Raw genomic sequence first — 16,643 nt, 5'->3', positions numbered from 1 at the left:
CCACGGCGCGGGAAAACGCCCGCATGCGCGACGCAATAATCGCCTGCACCTGGCGCAAGACCAGGCGCGCACCTGCCTGCCACGCCGCCAGGCGCCTCCAGGCGCAAGCCAGCTTCGCCTCCGCACGCGCGTGTCCGGTCCGACCCGCAGCGCGCGACGAACACACCACGTGGCTCCGCCATTGGCCTCGCGCTCAGCACGCGCCGGCCGGTGCGCGGCGGCGGCAGACGCAAGCGTCTGGCCGCCATTCGACGCGCTGCACGCACGCCAGCGCCCGCAATCGGCATGCCCGCAGGGCTGCCGCGATCTGCAGCCTCTACGATTGCACCCCCTGTGGAAGTGTGATTTAAGTCACATATCTTCTGTCGCCACGTAGTACCGGCCCAATCAATCACCCCCGACGCGCAGGACGTTCTGCGCCGACCTGGAGGTGCCGGGCAGTGACAGCAGTCGGTTCCATCCCGGGTGCGGGCAACGCCGCCGCCGTGGACTCCAGACCTCGTTCACGTGTCGCCGCGCCACGCGGCGGCGAAGCCGTGGGCCTCACCAAGGAAGCAACCTCATGACGCAGCAACTCGCTACCAGCCAACATGGACGCGACGACTGGGTGGACTGGCTCCGCGGCGCCAGCGTATTGATGGTGATCGTGCTGCACGCCTATGGCTTCGCCTTCGATGCCTACCCGGAACTGCGCGGCGGCGCGACCGAGCAAGCCAGTGCCCTGATGCTGTCCATCGAGCACCTCAACCGCTCGCTGGCACCGCTGCGCATGCAGCTGATGTTCCTGCTGTCGGGCCTGTTCGTCGCGCGTGGGCTGGACAAGGGCATCGCACCCTACCTTGGCGGCAAGCTGCGGCACGTGCTGTACCCGTACCTGCTCTGGTCGGTGCTGATCTTCGCCCTGCGCGAGGCAGGCTCGGTGCTGGCCAAGGCCGAACCCATCGCCTGGCTGGATCTGGGCAAGATCGCGGTCGGCAACGTGGCGCTGACCTGGTTCCTGTTCTACCTGTTCGTGTTCCTGGTGCTGATGCCCTTGCTGCGTCGGCTGCCGCCGCCATTGGTGCTGGCCGCGACCGTGCTGGGCTCGGTCTGCCTGGGTCCGCTGCTGCGCCAGGGCGCAGATCCGTTCTATTACTTTGCGTTCTTCTACATCGGCACGCTGCTGGCCGGCCGGGTGCCGGCACTGCTGCGGCAGGCACCGCGCTGGATCTGGCCGCTGTCGTGCCTGAGCCTGTGCGCCATCGTGCTGATCGCCAATCTCACCGCGCTGCATGGCATCTGGATCGGCTACCTGCCGCTGGTGATGATCGCGCTGCCACTGCTGGTCGCTGTGGCGATGTGGGCGAACCGGCAACCGGCCGCGCAGGCGATCCGCTATGTGGGCCGCAACTCGGTGGTGTTCTACCTGAGCCACTTTCCGCCCTTCATCGTGCTGGCCTATCTGCTGCCGCGCTGGATCGACGAGGGAGCGGTGCTGTTCTTTGCCTTGTTGGGGGTCGGCGTACTGGTCCCGGCCGTGCTGTGCCTGCTGCGCGCGCCCGGCCGCCTGCCTGCGCTGAACCTGCTGTTCTCCGCACCGATGCCGGTCCGCCGCCCACGCAGCGCGTTGCCTGCCGTCGGCACGCTGCACGGCTCACCGGTGTCCGCCTAGTGGGCCTGCGTGCCGATGGTGCCGCTCACCGGCGCCATCGATCCAACTGATTACGACCGATGTCGTGCGGTCACGCACCACCTGCCGTGCAAAACCCCAGGTGATGCGCGCGCGCATCACCTGGGCCGAGCGCAGCGCCGGCGAACGCCCTGCCGCCCTGTGACAAGGCGGCAGGGCGGGCCATCAGGCCGCCTTGTCCAGCGTGGCCATGTCGATCACGAAGCGGTACTTCACGTCGCTCTTGAGCATGCGCTCATAGGCCTCGTTGATCTGATCGGCGCGGATGGTTTCGATGTCCGAGACGATGTTGTGCTTGGCGCAGAAATCCAGCATCTCCTGGGTCTGGCGAATGCCGCCGATCAATGAACCGGCCAGCGTGCGGCGCTTCATGATCAGGTTGAACACGCTCGGCGACGGGTGCGATTCCTCGGGCACGCCCACCAGCACCATCGCCCCGTCGCGCTTGAGCGCATTGAGGAACGGGTCCAGGTTGTGCGGCGCGGCCACGGTGTTGAGGATGAAGTCCAGCGTGTTGGTCTGCGCAGCCATCTGGGCCTCGTCGCGGGAGATCACCACTTCGCTGGCGCCCAGGCGCAGCGCATCGGCGCGCTTGCTCTCGGAGGTGGTGAACAGCACCACCGTGGCGCCCATCGCCTTGGCGATCTTCACCGCCATGTGGCCCAGGCCGCCCAGACCGACCACGCCCACCTTCTGACCGGGGCCGACCTTCCAGTGCGCCAGCGGCGAATAGGTGGTGATGCCGGCGCACAGCAACGGGGCCACGGCGGCCAGGTTGTCGCTGTGCGAGATGCGCAGCACGTACTTCTGATCGACCACGATGTGGTCCGAATAGCCGCCGTAGGTGTTCTCGCCACCCCCGAACATCGGACCGTTATAGGTGCCGGTAAAGCCCTGCTCGCAATACTGCTCTTCGCCTTCCTGGCAGGACGCGCAGCTGCGGCAGCTGTCGACCATGCAGCCGACACCGGCCAGGTCGCCGACCTTGAAGCCGGTGACCGCATCACCGACCGCAGTGACGCGGCCGACGATCTCGTGGCCGGGCACCGACGGGTAGCGTGTGTTCTGCCATTCGTTGCGTGCGGTATGCAGATCCGAGTGACACACGCCGCAGTAGGCAATATCGATCTGCACATCGTTGGGGCCGGGCGCGCGTCGTTCGAACACGAATGGTGCAAGCGGCTGATCGGCAGTGTGTGCGGCGTAAGCGTGGGCTTGGCTCATGGGAAAGACTCCGGGATGTGACGTCCCCCGCGACAGTGCGGACGACAAAAGAAATCGGGTTGTAGCTTAAGACAGGCGCCTGTCGCACTCCTGCGACAGTGCGTCTTGCCTGTCGGGTTGCGGACGCGACCGCAGCGGCATGGTGCGCCCTGCAGGTGTTTGTACGCGATCAAATCGCCGTTGCCGGCGTGAATGGTGCGCTAACGCCGGAGCTTCTACGCTGACCAACCACCGTCCTGACCTGCACCATCCCTGCTGGCCGTGCCCTCCCCCTGCGGCCGCCTACGTCGATGCCGAAGGAGGCTTCCATGTTCCGTTCTCCCCCCACGTTCCCATCCTTGCGCAGCGCTGCACTCGCACTGACCCTGCTGGCCACGATGCCGCTGGCGCACGCCAAGGAGCCTGGCCATCCTGACAGGCAGTCCAGCGGCCTGAAGTATGTCGGCGTCAATCTGTCCGGCGCCGAGTTCAACTCACGCAAGAAACCCGGCACCCTGTTCAAGGACTACACCTACCCGTCCGCAGCGGATTTCAGCTACTTCGCCGGCAAGGGCATGAATACGATTCGCCTGCCGTTTTTGTGGGAGCGCCTGCAACCGCAGCTCAGCGGCGACCTGGACCCGGCGCAACTGGCGCTGCTGAAGAAAGCGGTGGCGGCGGCCAAGGCCAACAAGCAGTACCTGATCCTGGATGTGCACAACTACGCCAAGTACAACGGCAAGCGCATCGGCAGCAGCGAGGTGCCCACCGCGGCGGTCGCGGACCTGTGGCGCCGGCTGGCGCTCGAATTCAAGGACGACTCGTCGGTGATCTTCGGGCTGATGAATGAGCCCAACGGCATTTCCGCCACCGATTGGGCAACCGCGGCGCAAGGCGCGATCAACGCCATCCGCAAGACCGGCGCCAGGAACCTGATCCTGGTGCCGGGCACCGCCTACAGCGGCGCACACAGCTGGCGCAGCGCCAGCTACGGCGTCTCCAATGCCAAGGCCCTGGAAATCCTCAAGGACCCGGGCAACAACCTGGCCTTCGAAGCACACCAGTACCTGGACAACGACTACAGCGGCACCAAGCCGGTGTGCACCAGCGCCACGGTCGGCGAAGAGAAGCTGCGCGGCTTCACCGCCTGGCTGCGCGAGAACAAGCAGAAGGGCTTCCTGGGCGAATTCGGCACCGCCAACAACCCGGTTTGTGATCAGGCACTGGAAGGCATGCTGACCTACATGGAAAAGAACAGCGACGTGTGGCTGGGCTGGACCTGGTGGGCCGCTGGCGCATGGTGGAAGCCGGAGTACTTCTTCACCGTGCAGCCGGGCAAGGACGGCAGCGACAAGCCGCAGATGTCGATTCTGAGCAAGTACGCACGCCGCGCGACCAAGTAGCCCACGCGGGCGGGCCGCTCACGGTGGTCGCAGCCTGTGCTGCGGCCACCGTTTTTTTTTGCGTGCCATCGTCCACGTCCTGCCACGGATAAGCGATGGGATCCGCCGACAAGTGCCTGCAGCGCGCTGCATCGCTCGCAGACGCCAGCGCACTCAGTGTGTCGCAGGATGCGCATTGGCGGTCCGCTGCCGGACGCATGGCGCAGCCCACAACGCACGCGCTGCACATGGCACATACCAAGTTCCGCGATCGCACCAGGTGACATTTGCGCGTGCCGGCGTGCTGATCCCAGCGCGTCGCACCGCGGTCGCACGCGCCGCGCTTTTGCGTTCCGGCGATCGCCCTGCGCAGGGCAGCGCATCGCGACTGCGATCTGCGTGGCCGCCACGCGCGACGTCATCACCTGCAGCATCGCGATCGCACAACAGCCGCCTCCAGGCAGGCCGGATGCGCGGCGTTTCCGCAGCCGTGCGGCGCAGAGTGCACCCGGCCTGCAATGCGCGTGGCTGGGTGGCGTCGCTTTACCACAACAAAGCGTGTGCATGTTTGGCAATAACTGCGGAGTGGCTCACAGCTCGAATTAAGTGATATCTCGCATTCGTAGTTTGAATGTCCGGATGCGCTTAGGGTGAAGCGCGATGCAGTGTCTTCATGCCCGTGGCAGGTTCGCCGGGCCATGCATCTCCCCCGCGAATGCTTCAGGAGTCACCCATGTTGCCCTCCCCCACTCCGACGCGCCGGCTGTCCAGCCGTGCGTTGTCATTGCTGCTGCTTGCCAGCGTGCTGCTTGCAGGCGTGCCCTTGGCACATGCACAGAACCGCCTGAAGTACGCAGGCGTCAATCTATCCGGTGCCGAAATCAAATCCTCGCAAAAGCCCGGGGTGCTCAACGTCGACTACCTGTATCCGGCCGCCAGCGATTACCGCTACTTCGCCGGCAAGCACATGAACATCATTCGGCTGCCGATCCTGTGGGAACGCCTGCAACCCAAGGCCGGCGGCGAGCTGGATGCAGCGCAGCTGGCGCTGATCCGCCAGGCCGTGGCCAACGCCAAGGCCGCCAAGGTCTACCTGATCCTGGATATCCACAACTACGCCAGGTATTACGGCAACAAGATCGGCAGTGCACGCGTGCCGATCAGCACCTTCAACGATCTGTGGCGACGCCTGGCAATCGCCTTCAAGAACGACAATAGCGTGATCTTCGGGCTGATGAACGAGCCTTACGACATCAATCCGCAATCCTGGGCCAACGCGGCGCAGGCCTCGATCGACACCATCCGCAAAACCGGCGCCAACAATCTGATCCTGGTGCCCGGCGCGCTATGGAGTGGCGCGCACAGCTGGTACTCCACCTTCGCCGGCCAATCCAACGCAGTGGCGCTGGCCTCCATTCGCGACCCGCTCAATCGCTATGCCATCGAAGTGCATCAATACCTGGATACGGACTCCAGCGGCACCAGCGCCGGGTGTGTCAGCAGCACTGTCGGTGCCGAGCGCCTGCGCAGCTTTACCCAATGGCTGCGCATCAATCACAAGCAGGGATTTCTCGGCGAGTTCGGCACCGGCAACAACGCCACCTGCAACAGCGCACTCAACGGCATGCTCGGGTATCTGGAGACCAACCGCGACGTGTGGCTGGGCTGGACCTGGTGGGCCGCCGGCGCGTGGTGGAACCGCACCTACCCCTTCAACGTGCATCCCGATGCGCAGGGCCGCGACAAGCCGCAGATGTCGATCCTGAGCGCGCGCGCAAAACGCATCACCCACTAGTCGAAGCACGCCGCGAGCGAGGGTCACCCGTCGCACGCGGCGCAGCAGGCACCCGGCATCGGCATGCACGCGCAGTGCGTGCCGATGCCAGGCAGCAACCGTGCCCGGCCGCGGTGAGCACAGTCCTTCCGCAATAAAACGCCAGCACACGGCGCGCGCTAGCGCTCGCCATGTGTGCGCGCGCAACAGCGCTGCCGCGTCAGTGACCCGACGTCGCAGCGTTGACGGCGAGCGCATCCATTCGCCGATTTTTCGACAGCGCCATGCATGCGATGGCGGTGCCGACAAGCGTGCGCGACCGCTTTTCAACGCGGCGCGTTACAGCGTGCTGTTCCAGAACGTGACCCCTGCGGTAAGTGACTGCGACCCAGCCAACACATTTAATTCACACGCGATGTGGTGGGCAATTAGGCACGGCAGATGCATTGGTTACGACAGGTGTGGCGCACCTCGCGCAGATCGCACGCAACCCGCTGCGACACACCATCCCCGTCGTCTAAGGAGTTGTTTTATGTCTGCTGTCTCTCAAACGCTGCGCACCATTTTCCGCTGCGCCCTGCTCTGCGTCCTGTTCGGCACATTCGCACCCGTTTACGCACAAACCCGCGCACTGAAATATGCCGGCGTCAATTTATCCGGCGCCGAATTTGCATCGTCCAAGAAACCCGGTGTCCTCAACAAGGACTATATGTATGCCCCGGCCAGCGATTACACCTATTTCGCCGGCGTTGGCATGAATACGATCCGCCTGCCGGTGCTGTGGGAACGCCTGCAGCCGAGTGCACGCGGCGAACTGGATCCGACCCAACTGGCTCTGGTAAAGCAAGCCGTGGCACGCGCCAAGGCATCGGGCATGTACCTGGTGCTGGACATCCACAATTACGGCAAATACTACGGCTACAAGATTGGCGGCGACCAGGTGTCGAACGCCACGTTCGCCGACCTGTGGCGCCGCCTTGCGCTGGTATTTCCCAGCGACAACGCCGTGATCTTCGGGCTGATGAATGAGCCCAACGGCGTATCGGCCAGCGGCTGGGCAGCCACTGCACAGGCAGGCATCGATGCGATTCGTGCCACCGGTGCGAACAATCTGATCCTGGTGCCGGGCGCATTGTGGACCGGTGCGCACAGCTGGTATTCGCCCACCAACGATGGTTACTCCAACGCAACCGCATTGGTCTCGATCTACGATCCGCTCAATCGCTACGCGTTCGAGGTGCATCAGTACCTGGATGCCGACTCCAGCGGCACCACCAATGTCTGCGTCAGTGCCACCATCGGTGTCGAGCGCCTGCGCAGCTTCACCGAGTGGTTGCGCACCAACCACAAGCGCGGATTCCTGGGCGAATTCGGCACCGGCAACAACCCGGTCTGCAATGAAGCGCTGCGCGGCATGCTCCGCTATATCGACACCAATGCAGATGTCTGGACGGGCTGGACGTGGTGGGCTGCCGGCTCGTGGTGGAATGTCAGTTACGAGTACAGCGTGCATCCCAACAAGGACGGCACCGACAGGCCGCAGATGTCCATCCTCTCGCCCCAGGCCGCTCGCGCCACACGCGCCATTCCGTAAGGTGAGGCAGAGGGTTGTAGGTCAATCTCGAGCCGCCGCGAGGCGGCTCGCTTTTTTGCGTCCTTCGCACGGATCACATGTCGTCGGACAGTGCGAATGATGCGGTTGCGGTAGCGCAACGTGCCACTGCGCAACGCCCTCTTACGACCGCGCGTGCCACCGCATGCAGCGCAGGCGCATCATCACCAAAGCTTGAGCTCACTGAACTTTCGCAACGCGTTTGAAGTGGCTTTCACCTGACAGCGATAAAGCCGCGTCCAGCATGGGCGCACTTCACTGCAGGAGCATCACATGGCATATCGACTGATGAAGACCGCGCTGATCGGCGCACTGGCAATGGCGGCGCAGGGCGCATTTGCGCAAGCGGCCGCCGACAAGCCGGCCAAGGCACTGACCTCCAGCGAGGTCACCAGCATGCTGACCGGCAAGGGCTACACCAAGGTGCACGACGTCAAGTTCGAGCATGGCGTGTGGACCGCTGACGCGCGTAGCGGCGACGGCAAGGACGTGGACGTCCGCATCGATCCGGTCACCGGCCGCGTCTATGGCGACCAGACCACCTCCAAGCTGAGCGAGGCCGATATCCGCGCCGCGCTGTCGACCGGCGGCTATTCCAACGTGCACGACCTCAAGTTCGAAGACGGCTTGTGGAGCGCCGATGCCGAGCGTGGCGGGCAGAAGGTCGAGCTGCATGTCGATCCGGAAGACGGGCACGTGGTCAGCGTGGACAACGACTGACCGGGACGCCCGAAGCCGGTGGCGTAGATGATGCCGCTGGCTTGATGGCAGCGCGTGGCCGGCAGCACGGCTAAAGGCATCGCGTAGTGCATCGATGCATTATTCATCGCAGCACTATCGCGACCGTGCTGCATCGGCAACAAGCGCGATCTGGTCCGCAACCGTCACGACCAGGACGCACCCGACGCAAAGGGCCTCCACCAGGAGGCCCTTTGCGTTTTTGATCGATGCGCGTCTGATCGATGCGCGGACGCACTGCTGCTGTCCTTGCAGACCGCATCACCCCGCCATGCACCGGCTGCATGACGCGTGCCGTCCCGGCACCGGTCAACGCGTCGGTGCTGCCTTTTTGCCCTCTTCGCCGGCGTCTTTTCCGGTATCGGGCGCCTCGCCCGTAGCGGGCTTGCCGGCCATCATGCGATCGCGCGCCGCCTTGAACGGGTTGCCGGCATACCAGTTGGGCCAGCGCTGCCCGGCGGCCACCTCCTTGCCCACGCCATACACCGCCTGCAGGTCTTCGATGGTGCCATCGAGCTTCCAGGTGGCCGCATCGTATTCGTCGCCAGGGGCGTGATAGCGATTGCGTCCGTAGTCCTCGGCGGCCGCGCGCCCGGCCGCGGTGCCGCCCTCGCGCAGGTCTTCGCCGCCATCGGCATACAGCGCCGGCACGCCGGCCTTGGCGAAGTTGAAGTGATCCGAGCGGAAATACGAGCCGCTTTGCGGCGTGGCCTCGGCATGCAGAGTGCGGCCCTGCATCGCGGCAATCGGCTTGAGGATGTCTTCCAGCTCCGAACTGCCCATGCCCACCACGGTGACATCGCGTGCGCGCCCGGCCACCGACATCGCGTCCAGGTTGATCACCGCCGCGATCTTGTCCAGTGGAAAGCTCGGGTTGGCTACGTAGTACTTGGAACCGAGCAGGCCCGATTCCTCCAGCGTCACCGCCACGAACACCACCGAGCGCGCCGGCTTGGGATCCTGATGCGCGAACGCGTCGGCAATTTCGAGAATGCCGGCCACGCCGGTGGCGTTGTCCACCGCGCCGTTGTAGATGTTGTCGCCACTTTCGCCCGGATGCTTGCCCAGGTGGTCCCAGTGCGCCATGTACAGCACCGCCTCGTCGGCGTGGCTGGTGCCCGGCAACACGCCGACCACGTTGCGCGAAGTCTTTTCGGCGATGCTGCTCTTCAGGTCCACCGACCAGCTGGCCTTCAACGGCACCGGCTTGAAGCCACGCTTGCTGGCGTCCTTGTAGGCCTGCGCCAGGTCCAGCCCGGCATTGGCGAACAGCTGCTTGGCGGTCTCGGCGCTGATCCAGCCCTGCACCGGCAGGCGCGGATCGGGATCGTCCTTGGCCGGCAGGTCGTATTGCGGGCCGGCCCAGGAGTTCTTCACCACGTCCCAGCCGTAGCTGGCGCCCGGGGTGTCGTGCACGATCAGCGCAGCGGCCGCGCCCTTGCGGGCGGCCTCTTCGAACTTGTAGGTCCAGCGCCCGTAATAGGTCATGCGCTTGCCGTCGAACAGCGTGGCATCGCCGGTCTGGAAGCCCGGGTCGTTGACGAACATCACCACCGTCTTGCCTTTCCAGTCCTGGCCGGCGTAATCGTTCCACTGCTGTTCGGGCGCATCCACACCGTAGCCGACGAACACCAGCTCGCTGTTGTCCAGCTTGACCTCGGCCTGGCCGGTACGCGTACCGACCACGATGTCGCTGCCGAAGGCCAGGGTACGGGTCTGCTCGCCGCTGCGCAGGGTCGGCGCGGTGGCCGCATCGGCGGTGGTTTCCACCATCGGCACGTCCTGGAACCAGCTGTCGCCGTTGCCCGGCTGCAGGCCGATGCGCTGCATCTGGTCGCGGATGTAGGTGACGGTCTTCTCTTCGCCGGGGGTCCCGGGGCCGCGCCCTTCGAAGTCGTCCGAGGCCAGCGTCTTGACCAGCTCGGCAAAGTCGCCGGGCGTCAGCTCCGGCGAGAAGGCGTGGCGACTGACCGGGGCGCTGGGCGCGCTGTCGGCCGGCACCTGCGCGGCGGGTGCGCTCGGCGCATCGGCGGGTTCACGCTTGCAGCCGGCCAGGGCCAGCGTCGCGGCCAGGCACAACAGGATCTTGCGGGGCATCGGGACTCCTCGTGCGGCGAAGGTCCCCCGATTCTAGGCGCTGGCCCCGTGGTCGGGGCGTCAGTCCCTGGGTGCCACGTCGCTGTCGAAGCTGCGCGCGGTGGCGCCGGTCACTGCGCCGATCTTCGCGGTGCGGTGCACGTACAGGCTGACCTCGCGCTCGAACTCCAGCGGGCCATCGACCACCGCATCCGGGCCGATCACCACCCGCGGCTTGCGCGCAGGCTTGAACGAGAAGCTGAAGTTCGGCTTGGTGACCTCGATCCCGCCACGCACATGCGAGCGCACCCCGACGGTGATGTCACCGTTGACGGTCTCGATGCCCTTGCCGAGCTCGGTTTCCACCAGGCCGATACTGCCATTGACCGTTTCCACGCCGCCGCTGATCCGGCTGCCGCGTTCCACCAGCACGCTGCCGTTGACTGTCTCCAGCCCGCCGGACACCACCACCTTCTGGCCCAGCGTGATCGCGCCATTGACCGTAGAGACATCGCCGGTACGGGCGTTGTCGCCGATCTGGATGCTGCCGTTGACCGTTTCCACGCTACGGGTCTGCGCGCCGGCGCCGATCTCGATGGAACCGTTGACCGTATCCAGCCCGCCATAGACCTTGCCGGCCTCGGCGCTGATGCGGCCGTTGACCTTGCTGATGTCCTCGTCGGCCCAGGCACTTGCGCAGACCAGGGACAACGCCAGAACGAGATGCTGGGCTTTCATGCTGAACCTTGCGCGGCGGCGGCTGTCTTGGGCGTGGCGGCGATCACACCATGCTTGGCTACAATCGCGCACCTGCCTGAAGTCATTGGACCTTTCGTTGCCCCTGTCGCCCGCACCGCGATCGCGCCTGCCGCTTGCCCCCGCCACCGGCCGCCCACGCGCGTGGCTGGCGGTGACCGTGCTGGCCTGTGCGCTGCTGGGCAGCACCGGGGCGGGCGCGCAGAGCCAGCGCGAGGCCGAGCGCAAATTGCAGCAGCTGCGCGAGGAACTCAAGACCATCAGCGCTGACCGCCGCGCGCTGGAAGGCAAGCGCGGCAATGCCGCCCAGCAGTTGCGCCAGGCCGATGAGAAGGTGGCCAGGACCTCGCGTGCATTGAGCGAGACCGAATCGGCGATGCGCGAGCAGGAACAGCATCTGGGCAAGCTGCAGCAGGACCGTGCGCAGTTGCAGCGCGGCCTGCAGAACCAGCGCGTGCAGCTGGCCGCGTTGTTGCGCGCCGCCGACCAGGTCGGCCGCAACGCGCCGTTGAAGGTGCTGTTGTCGCAGGACACCGTCGGCGATGCCACGCGCATGCTGGCCGATCACCGCTATGTACAGAACGCACGTGCGCAGCGCATCCAGGCGTTGACCACGCAGCTGGATGCGCTGGCCAAGGTGGAACAGGACATCGCCAGCCGGCGCCAGGCGCTGGATGCGGCGCGTGCGCAGCAAAAGGCGCAGGCCGCGTTGCTGCAGAAGGATCGCTCGCAACAGGCAGCGACCGTCGCGCAGCTGGACGACCGCTACAAACAACGCGCCGAACGCGAAAAAGCCCTGGGCCAGGACGCCAGGTCGCTGGAGCAGCTGCTCGCCAATCTGCGCGCGGCCGCCGCCAAGGCCGAGGCCGAACGGCGCGCCGCCGCCAAGCGCGCCGCCGCCGAAGCCGCCGCGCAGGCGAAGCGCGGCAATACGGAGCGCCCCGAGCGTCCCGGCAAGACCCCGCCCAAGGTCATCGCCAGCGCGCCGGCACCCAAGGTCGGCGGCCTGAGCTGGCCGGTGTCGGGCAACCTGCTGGCGCGCTTCAATGCCCCCTTGCCGGACGGCCATACCAGCAAGGGTGTGCTGATCGGCGCGCCCAAGGGCAGCACCGTCACCGCGGTGGCCGATGGCACGGTGGTGTTCTCCGACTGGATGACCGGCTACGGCATGATCCTGATCGTGGACCACGGCAACGGCTACATGAGCCTGTACGCGCACAACGACACGCTGTTGCGCGACGCCGGCGCGTCGATCAAGCGCGGCGAGGCGGTGGCCAAGGTCGGCAGCTCGGGCGGGCAGGGCGTGCCCGCGCTGTACTTCGAACTGCGGCGCAACGGGCAGCCGGTGGATCCGTCGAGCTGGTTGCAGCGCCGCTGAGCCCCACCCAGGCCACGCGCGCGCCGGTGCATGACCGTGGCCCGACCCGGCCCTGCCGAGTCAACGCGGATTTACCGCCGCTTCGCGCATAATCCAGGCCGCTCCGTTGCGGGGCGTCTTATCTCTTTGTCGGAGTGCTTCATGCGCGTAGCCGTCCTGTCCGTTGCCCTGTCGCTGGCGTTGTTCGCCTCACCCGGTTGGGCGCAGAAAGCCAGTCCCGCCGCCGCCCAGGCCACTGCGGACGATCCGGAAGCCAACGAAGCCGCCGTGTCCAAGGTGCCGCTGGACGAGATCCGCCGCTTCGTGGCGGTGTACAACGCGGTCAAGCAGGCCTACGTCGACCCGGTCGAAGACAAGAAGCTGATGCACGCGGCGGTGCGCGGCCTGCTCTCGGACCTGGACCCGCACAGCACCTATTTCGACAAGGAAGATGCCGAAGCCTTCGACGAGCAGGCCACCGGCGCCTACGACGGCATCGGCGTGGAATTGCTGCAGCAGCAGGACAACACGCTCAAGGTGATTGCGCCGATCGACGACACCCCGGCCGCGCGTGCCGGCATCCGCGCCGGCGACGTCATCGTGGCCATCGACGGCAAGCCGATCGACGCCAGCAAGGCGATGGAACCGCTGCGTGGCGAATCCGGCAGCAAGGTCGTGCTGACCATCGTGCGCGACAAGGCGCCCAAGCCGTTCGACGTCACCCTGCAGCGCGAGACCATCCGCGTGGCCAGCGTGCGCAGCAAGCTGCTGGAACCGGGCTATGGCTACATCCGCATCAGCACCTTCCAGGCCGACACCGGTGCCGATTTCCAGAAGAACCTCAAGCAGCTGCAGGCCGGCGGCAAGTTGCGCGGCCTGGTGCTGGACCTGCGCAGCAACCCCGGCGGCCTGCTGACCTCGGCGGTGCAGGTGGCCGACGATCTGCTCGACAAGGGCAACATCGTCAGCACGCGCGGGCGCATCTCCATCAGCGATGCCAAGTTCGATGCCACCCCAGGCGATTTGCTCGGCGGCGCACCGGTGGTGGTGCTGGTGGACGCCGGCTCGGCCAGCGCGTCGGAAGTGCTGGCCGGAGCGCTGCGCGACAACCAGCGCGCGCGCATCATCGGCAGCCGCACCTTCGGCAAGGGCTCGGTGCAGACCGTGCTGCCGCTGGACAACGGCGACTCGGTCAAGCTGACCACCGCGCGCTATTACACGCCCAGCGGCAAGTCGATCCAGGCCAGCGGCATCGTGCCGGAAGTGCTGCTCACCCCGGAACCGCAACCGGGCGACGCCGATGTGCCGGCCAGCCTGACCGACTTCAGCGAAGCCACGCTGCCGGGCCATCTGCGTGGCGATGCCGAAGGCGAGGAGGGCTACAGCGCCGGCGACGTCTTGCCGGGCGATGGCCCGATCGCCGCCGCGCTGGCCGAGCTCAAGCAGCCCGGCTCGGCCGCCAAGGCGCAAGCCGCGCTCAAGGCCAAGGCGCAGGCAGCGCAGAAGGCCAAGGCTGCCAAGCCTGCGGCCGACCCCAAGCCGCCTGCCGCGCGCCCGGCAGCGGCCGACAAGCCCAAGCCTGCCGACAAGCCGAGCGAACCGGCGGAAAAGGCCAAGCCGGCCAAGCCGGCCGAACCGACCCAACCGGCTGCGCCTGCGGACAAGCCCAAGCCGGCCGAACCGGTCAAGTAATCCGGCTACAGCGCAGCGGGTGCATCACCCGCTGCGCGCCCGGCGCGATCGATACGCGCGGCCCTGCACGCTTGCTGCATGGCTCTCTCGATAACCCAACCGCCCAGCGCTGGCGTGTTTGACCTCGCCCCTGGGCCCTGCCGCAGCGAGGCACTATCGAGCGCCAATGCTTTTGTAGGAGCGACCCCGGTCGCGACAAGCCTTCCCGAACACGCGATCACCACGTCAAACCAGCGTTACCGCGCTACCGCCAGCGCCTCGGGATTGACCAGATTGCGCGGCGCACCGGCGGCAAAGGCCAGCACGTTGTCGAACGCCGCCTCGAAGTACAGCGCATAGCTGTCGCTTTCCACATAGCCCAGATGCGGCGTCGCCAGCACGCGCGGGTGTTGCAGCAACGGATCACGTGCATCCAGCACCGGTTCGCGCTCGAACACATCCACCGCCGCCTGTGCCGGCCGGCCCGCATCCAGCGCGGCCAGCAAGGCGCCGGGCGCGATCAGCTCGGCGCGGCTGGTGTTGACCAGCAACGCATCCGGGCGCATCCGCGCCAGATCCTGCGCACCGACCTGGTGGCGGGTTTGCGCGGTCAGGCGCCGATGCAGCGACAGCACATCGCTGCGTTCGAACAGTTCCTCGCGGCTGCCGGCGATGGCGAAGCCGTCGCGCGCGGCCTGTGCGCACGAGGCGTCGCCGCCCCAGACCAGCACCTGCATGCCGAACGCACGCCCGAAGCCGGCCACGCGCTGGCCGATCCGCCCATAACTCCAGATGCCCAGGGTGCGCCCGTGCACTCCGCGTCCCAGGCCGGGATCGCCCAGCGCCTGCCAGCGGCCCTGGTGCAGCGCGCGCTGGTACTCGCTCAGGCGCCGGCTGGCCGACAGGATCAGGGCCCAGGTCAGTTCGGCCGGCGCCACCGGCGAGCCGACGCCTTCGGCCACCGCCACCCCGAACTCGGTGCACGCGGCCACGTCCACGTGCGCGCCGATGCGGCCGGTCTGGCTGATCAACTTCAGGCGCGGCAGCCGCCGCAACAGCGTGGCGTCCACGCGGGTGCGCTCGCGGATCAGCACCAGCGCATCGGCTTCGACCAGCCGCTCGGCCCATTCGTTGGGATCGGTGGCCAGTGCGCCCAGCACCTGCACATCGTGGCCGTGCAGGCGCTGCAGGCAGGGCAGGTGACGCACGGCGCCCTGGTAATCGTCGGGCACCAGGATGCGCATCAGCGCGGCTTGGTCGGCAACGGGAACGGCGTGACCACCTTGTCGCCGGTGGTGGCGTCGCGGATCACCGACTGGCCCTTCTTCTCGACTTCCTCGATGCGCACGATGCTCTGCATCGGCAGGTGCAGCGTCTTGGTGTTGCCGAACTCTTCGCGCAGGCGCTCTTCGGTGGGATCGACCACCAGTCCGTCGTGCACGTCGAACACCAGCTCGCCGATCTGGTTGAATCCCCACAGATGGCTGCCGGTGACCTGGCGGGCGTAGAGCTCGTAGACCTTGCCGTGATTGAGGAAGGTGACTTTGTACAGAGGCTTGGACATGCGGCGATTATAGGCGCCACTACGCAGCGCGCGGCCGCGCATCACTGCGCCCGGGGGGCCTTGCCCCGTTGGCGCCGCGCTAGAAGCCGTGGCGCTTGCGCAGCCGCCGCGCGATCGCCGCGCGCACGTACAGCCCGTAGACGATGCCGAACACGAACCCGGCGATATGCGCCGACCACGCCACCATGCCGAAGGCCGGGCCGATGTAGGCGAACACCACCTGCAGCAGCGCCCAGGCGCCGATCAGCAACGGCGCCGGCACGCGGATGAATTCCAGAAACACCCCCAGCGGCAGCACCACGCCCAGCTTGGCGCCGGGAAACAGCGCCAGATAGGTGCCGATCAATGCCGACACCGCGCCGGAGGCACCGATGATCACCCGGTCCGGCGTGCCGATCGCGAAGATCGCCGCCAGGTTGGAGGCCGCGCCGCCGACCAGGAACAGCAACAACAGGCGCCATGGCCCGAGAATGCGCTCGGCCGGCAGCCCGAAGATCAGCAGAAACACCAGGTTGCCGAGCAGGTGCGACCAGTCGGCATGCAGGAACAGCGCGGTGAACAGCCGCAGCACGCTGCCGTCGCGCAGCGTCGCCCACCAGTCGCCCAGGTTGGACACGCCACTGGACAGCGCGCCCCAGTCCAGCCACAGCGTATTGCGCGCCTCACCGGGCCGGCTGATCGACCACAGATAGGCCAGCCAGACGGTGGCGAACAGCAACGGCACCGCCCAGCGCGGGGTGGGTTTCTTGCGGGAGGGGAGGGAGACGAACATCGGAGTGGCACTCTAGCGGGTTCACGCTCCTGAACCCACCCCTAACCTGTCCGGCCGATCAATACGGGC

General features: G+C 66.6%; 13 protein-coding genes. 7 read left to right on the top strand and 6 right to left on the bottom strand.

Going from position 1 to position 16,643, the window contains the following annotated elements; genetic code table 11:
• The first annotated feature begins 562 nt into the window (after positions 1 to 562).
• Positions 563 to 1,651 (top strand): acyltransferase family protein, encoded by a 1,089-nt coding sequence (locus tag H7A86_RS00155; protein ID WP_119130023.1) that lies wholly within the window; start codon positions 563 to 565, stop codon positions 1,649 to 1,651.
• Between the two features lie 183 nt (positions 1,652 to 1,834).
• Here H7A86_RS00155 and H7A86_RS00150 read toward each other — a convergent pair whose 3' ends face one another.
• Positions 1,835 to 2,893 (bottom strand): NAD(P)-dependent alcohol dehydrogenase, encoded by a 1,059-nt coding sequence (locus H7A86_RS00150; protein ID WP_104586240.1) that lies wholly within the window; start codon positions 2,891 to 2,893, stop codon positions 1,835 to 1,837.
• Positions 2,894 to 3,201: 308 nt separating this feature from the next.
• Here H7A86_RS00150 and H7A86_RS00145 point away from each other — a divergent pair, with 308 nt between their 5' ends.
• The 4 genes from H7A86_RS00145 to H7A86_RS00130 all read left to right on the top strand — a co-directional run bounded on the left by H7A86_RS00145 (position 3,202) and on the right by H7A86_RS00130 (position 8,360).
• Entirely contained in the window at positions 3,202 to 4,275 is a 1,074-nt protein-coding gene (locus H7A86_RS00145) for a glycoside hydrolase family 5 protein (protein ID WP_119130022.1), read from the top strand.
• 784 nt (positions 4,276 to 5,059) lie between these two features.
• On the top strand, positions 5,060 to 6,049 hold the full coding sequence (locus H7A86_RS00140; protein ID WP_180708108.1) for a glycoside hydrolase family 5 protein: 990 nt from the start codon (positions 5,060 to 5,062) through the stop codon (positions 6,047 to 6,049).
• A 511-nt stretch (positions 6,050 to 6,560) separates the two neighbouring features.
• Entirely contained in the window at positions 6,561 to 7,622 is a 1,062-nt protein-coding gene (locus H7A86_RS00135) for a glycoside hydrolase family 5 protein (RefSeq protein WP_119130020.1), read from the top strand.
• Between the two features lie 291 nt (positions 7,623 to 7,913).
• Positions 7,914 to 8,360, top strand: coding sequence for a PepSY domain-containing protein (locus H7A86_RS00130; protein ID WP_180707974.1), 447 nt, complete (start codon positions 7,914 to 7,916; stop codon positions 8,358 to 8,360).
• Between the two features lie 327 nt (positions 8,361 to 8,687).
• Here the strand turns inward: H7A86_RS00130 and H7A86_RS00125 are convergent, their stop codons facing one another.
• Together H7A86_RS00125 and H7A86_RS00120 are read right to left on the bottom strand one after the other, a co-directional pair.
• Positions 8,688 to 10,475 (bottom strand): M28 family metallopeptidase, encoded by a 1,788-nt coding sequence (locus tag H7A86_RS00125; protein WP_119130018.1) that lies wholly within the window; start codon positions 10,473 to 10,475, stop codon positions 8,688 to 8,690.
• Positions 10,476 to 10,535: 60 nt separating this feature from the next.
• Positions 10,536 to 11,192, bottom strand: coding sequence for a DUF4097 family beta strand repeat-containing protein (locus H7A86_RS00120; protein WP_104586254.1), 657 nt, complete (start codon positions 11,190 to 11,192; stop codon positions 10,536 to 10,538).
• A gap of 97 nt (positions 11,193 to 11,289) precedes the next feature.
• Here H7A86_RS00120 and H7A86_RS00115 point away from each other — a divergent pair, with 97 nt between their 5' ends.
• A complete protein-coding gene (locus H7A86_RS00115; RefSeq protein ID WP_180707973.1) occupies positions 11,290 to 12,588 on the top strand; it encodes a murein hydrolase activator EnvC family protein in 1,299 nt (432 codons plus the stop codon).
• Between the two features lie 141 nt (positions 12,589 to 12,729).
• Entirely contained in the window at positions 12,730 to 14,259 is a 1,530-nt protein-coding gene (locus H7A86_RS00110; protein WP_119130017.1) for a S41 family peptidase, read from the top strand.
• A 236-nt stretch (positions 14,260 to 14,495) separates the two neighbouring features.
• On the opposite strand, the gene H7A86_RS00105 is transcribed toward H7A86_RS00110, so the two are convergent.
• From H7A86_RS00105 to H7A86_RS00095, 3 genes are all read right to left on the bottom strand, one after another.
• On the bottom strand, positions 14,496 to 15,482 hold the full coding sequence (locus tag H7A86_RS00105) for a D-2-hydroxyacid dehydrogenase family protein (protein WP_119130016.1): 987 nt from the start codon (positions 15,480 to 15,482) through the stop codon (positions 14,496 to 14,498).
• Positions 15,482 to 15,802, bottom strand: a complete 321-nt coding sequence (locus tag H7A86_RS00100; protein WP_016901574.1) for a DUF1820 family protein — start codon at positions 15,800 to 15,802, stop codon at positions 15,482 to 15,484. Before H7A86_RS00100 ends, H7A86_RS00105 begins: the two co-directional genes overlap by 1 nt.
• A gap of 79 nt (positions 15,803 to 15,881) precedes the next feature.
• The gene (locus H7A86_RS00095; protein ID WP_003482177.1) at positions 15,882 to 16,574 is read right to left on the bottom strand and encodes a rhomboid family intramembrane serine protease; all 693 of its coding nucleotides are present in this window, start codon (positions 16,572 to 16,574) and stop codon (positions 15,882 to 15,884) included.
• Positions 16,575 to 16,643: the final 69 nt, after the last annotated feature.

Source organism: Xanthomonas euroxanthea (assembly GCF_903989455.1).
GTDB lineage: Bacteria > Pseudomonadota > Gammaproteobacteria > Xanthomonadales > Xanthomonadaceae > Xanthomonas > Xanthomonas euroxanthea.
The sequence above is the reverse complement of the archived record's forward strand: the minus strand, read 5'-3'. Positions and strand labels throughout refer to the sequence as shown.

Bases quoted from the DNA above. Each gene is read 5' to 3' on its own strand.
- H7A86_RS00105 (WP_119130016.1), bottom strand. From the start codon at position 15,482: ATGCGCATCCTGGTGCCCGACGATTACCAGGGCGCCGTGCGTCACCTG.
- H7A86_RS00145 (WP_119130022.1), top strand. From the start codon at position 3,202: ATGTTCCGTTCTCCCCCCACGTTCCCATCCTTGCGCAGCGCTGCACTC.
- H7A86_RS00130 (WP_180707974.1), top strand. From the start codon at position 7,914: ATGGCATATCGACTGATGAAGACCGCGCTGATCGGCGCACTGGCAATG.
- H7A86_RS00135 (WP_119130020.1), top strand. From the start codon at position 6,561: ATGTCTGCTGTCTCTCAAACGCTGCGCACCATTTTCCGCTGCGCCCTG.
- H7A86_RS00100 (WP_016901574.1), bottom strand. From the start codon at position 15,802: ATGTCCAAGCCTCTGTACAAAGTCACCTTCCTCAATCACGGCAAGGTC.
- H7A86_RS00120 (WP_104586254.1), bottom strand. From the start codon at position 11,192: ATGAAAGCCCAGCATCTCGTTCTGGCGTTGTCCCTGGTCTGCGCAAGT.
- H7A86_RS00125 (WP_119130018.1), bottom strand. From the start codon at position 10,475: ATGCCCCGCAAGATCCTGTTGTGCCTGGCCGCGACGCTGGCCCTGGCC.
- H7A86_RS00110 (WP_119130017.1), top strand. From the start codon at position 12,730: ATGCGCGTAGCCGTCCTGTCCGTTGCCCTGTCGCTGGCGTTGTTCGCC.
- H7A86_RS00150 (WP_104586240.1), bottom strand. From the start codon at position 2,893: ATGAGCCAAGCCCACGCTTACGCCGCACACACTGCCGATCAGCCGCTT.
- H7A86_RS00095 (WP_003482177.1), bottom strand. From the start codon at position 16,574: ATGTTCGTCTCCCTCCCCTCCCGCAAGAAACCCACCCCGCGCTGGGCG.
- H7A86_RS00155 (WP_119130023.1), top strand. From the start codon at position 563: ATGACGCAGCAACTCGCTACCAGCCAACATGGACGCGACGACTGGGTG.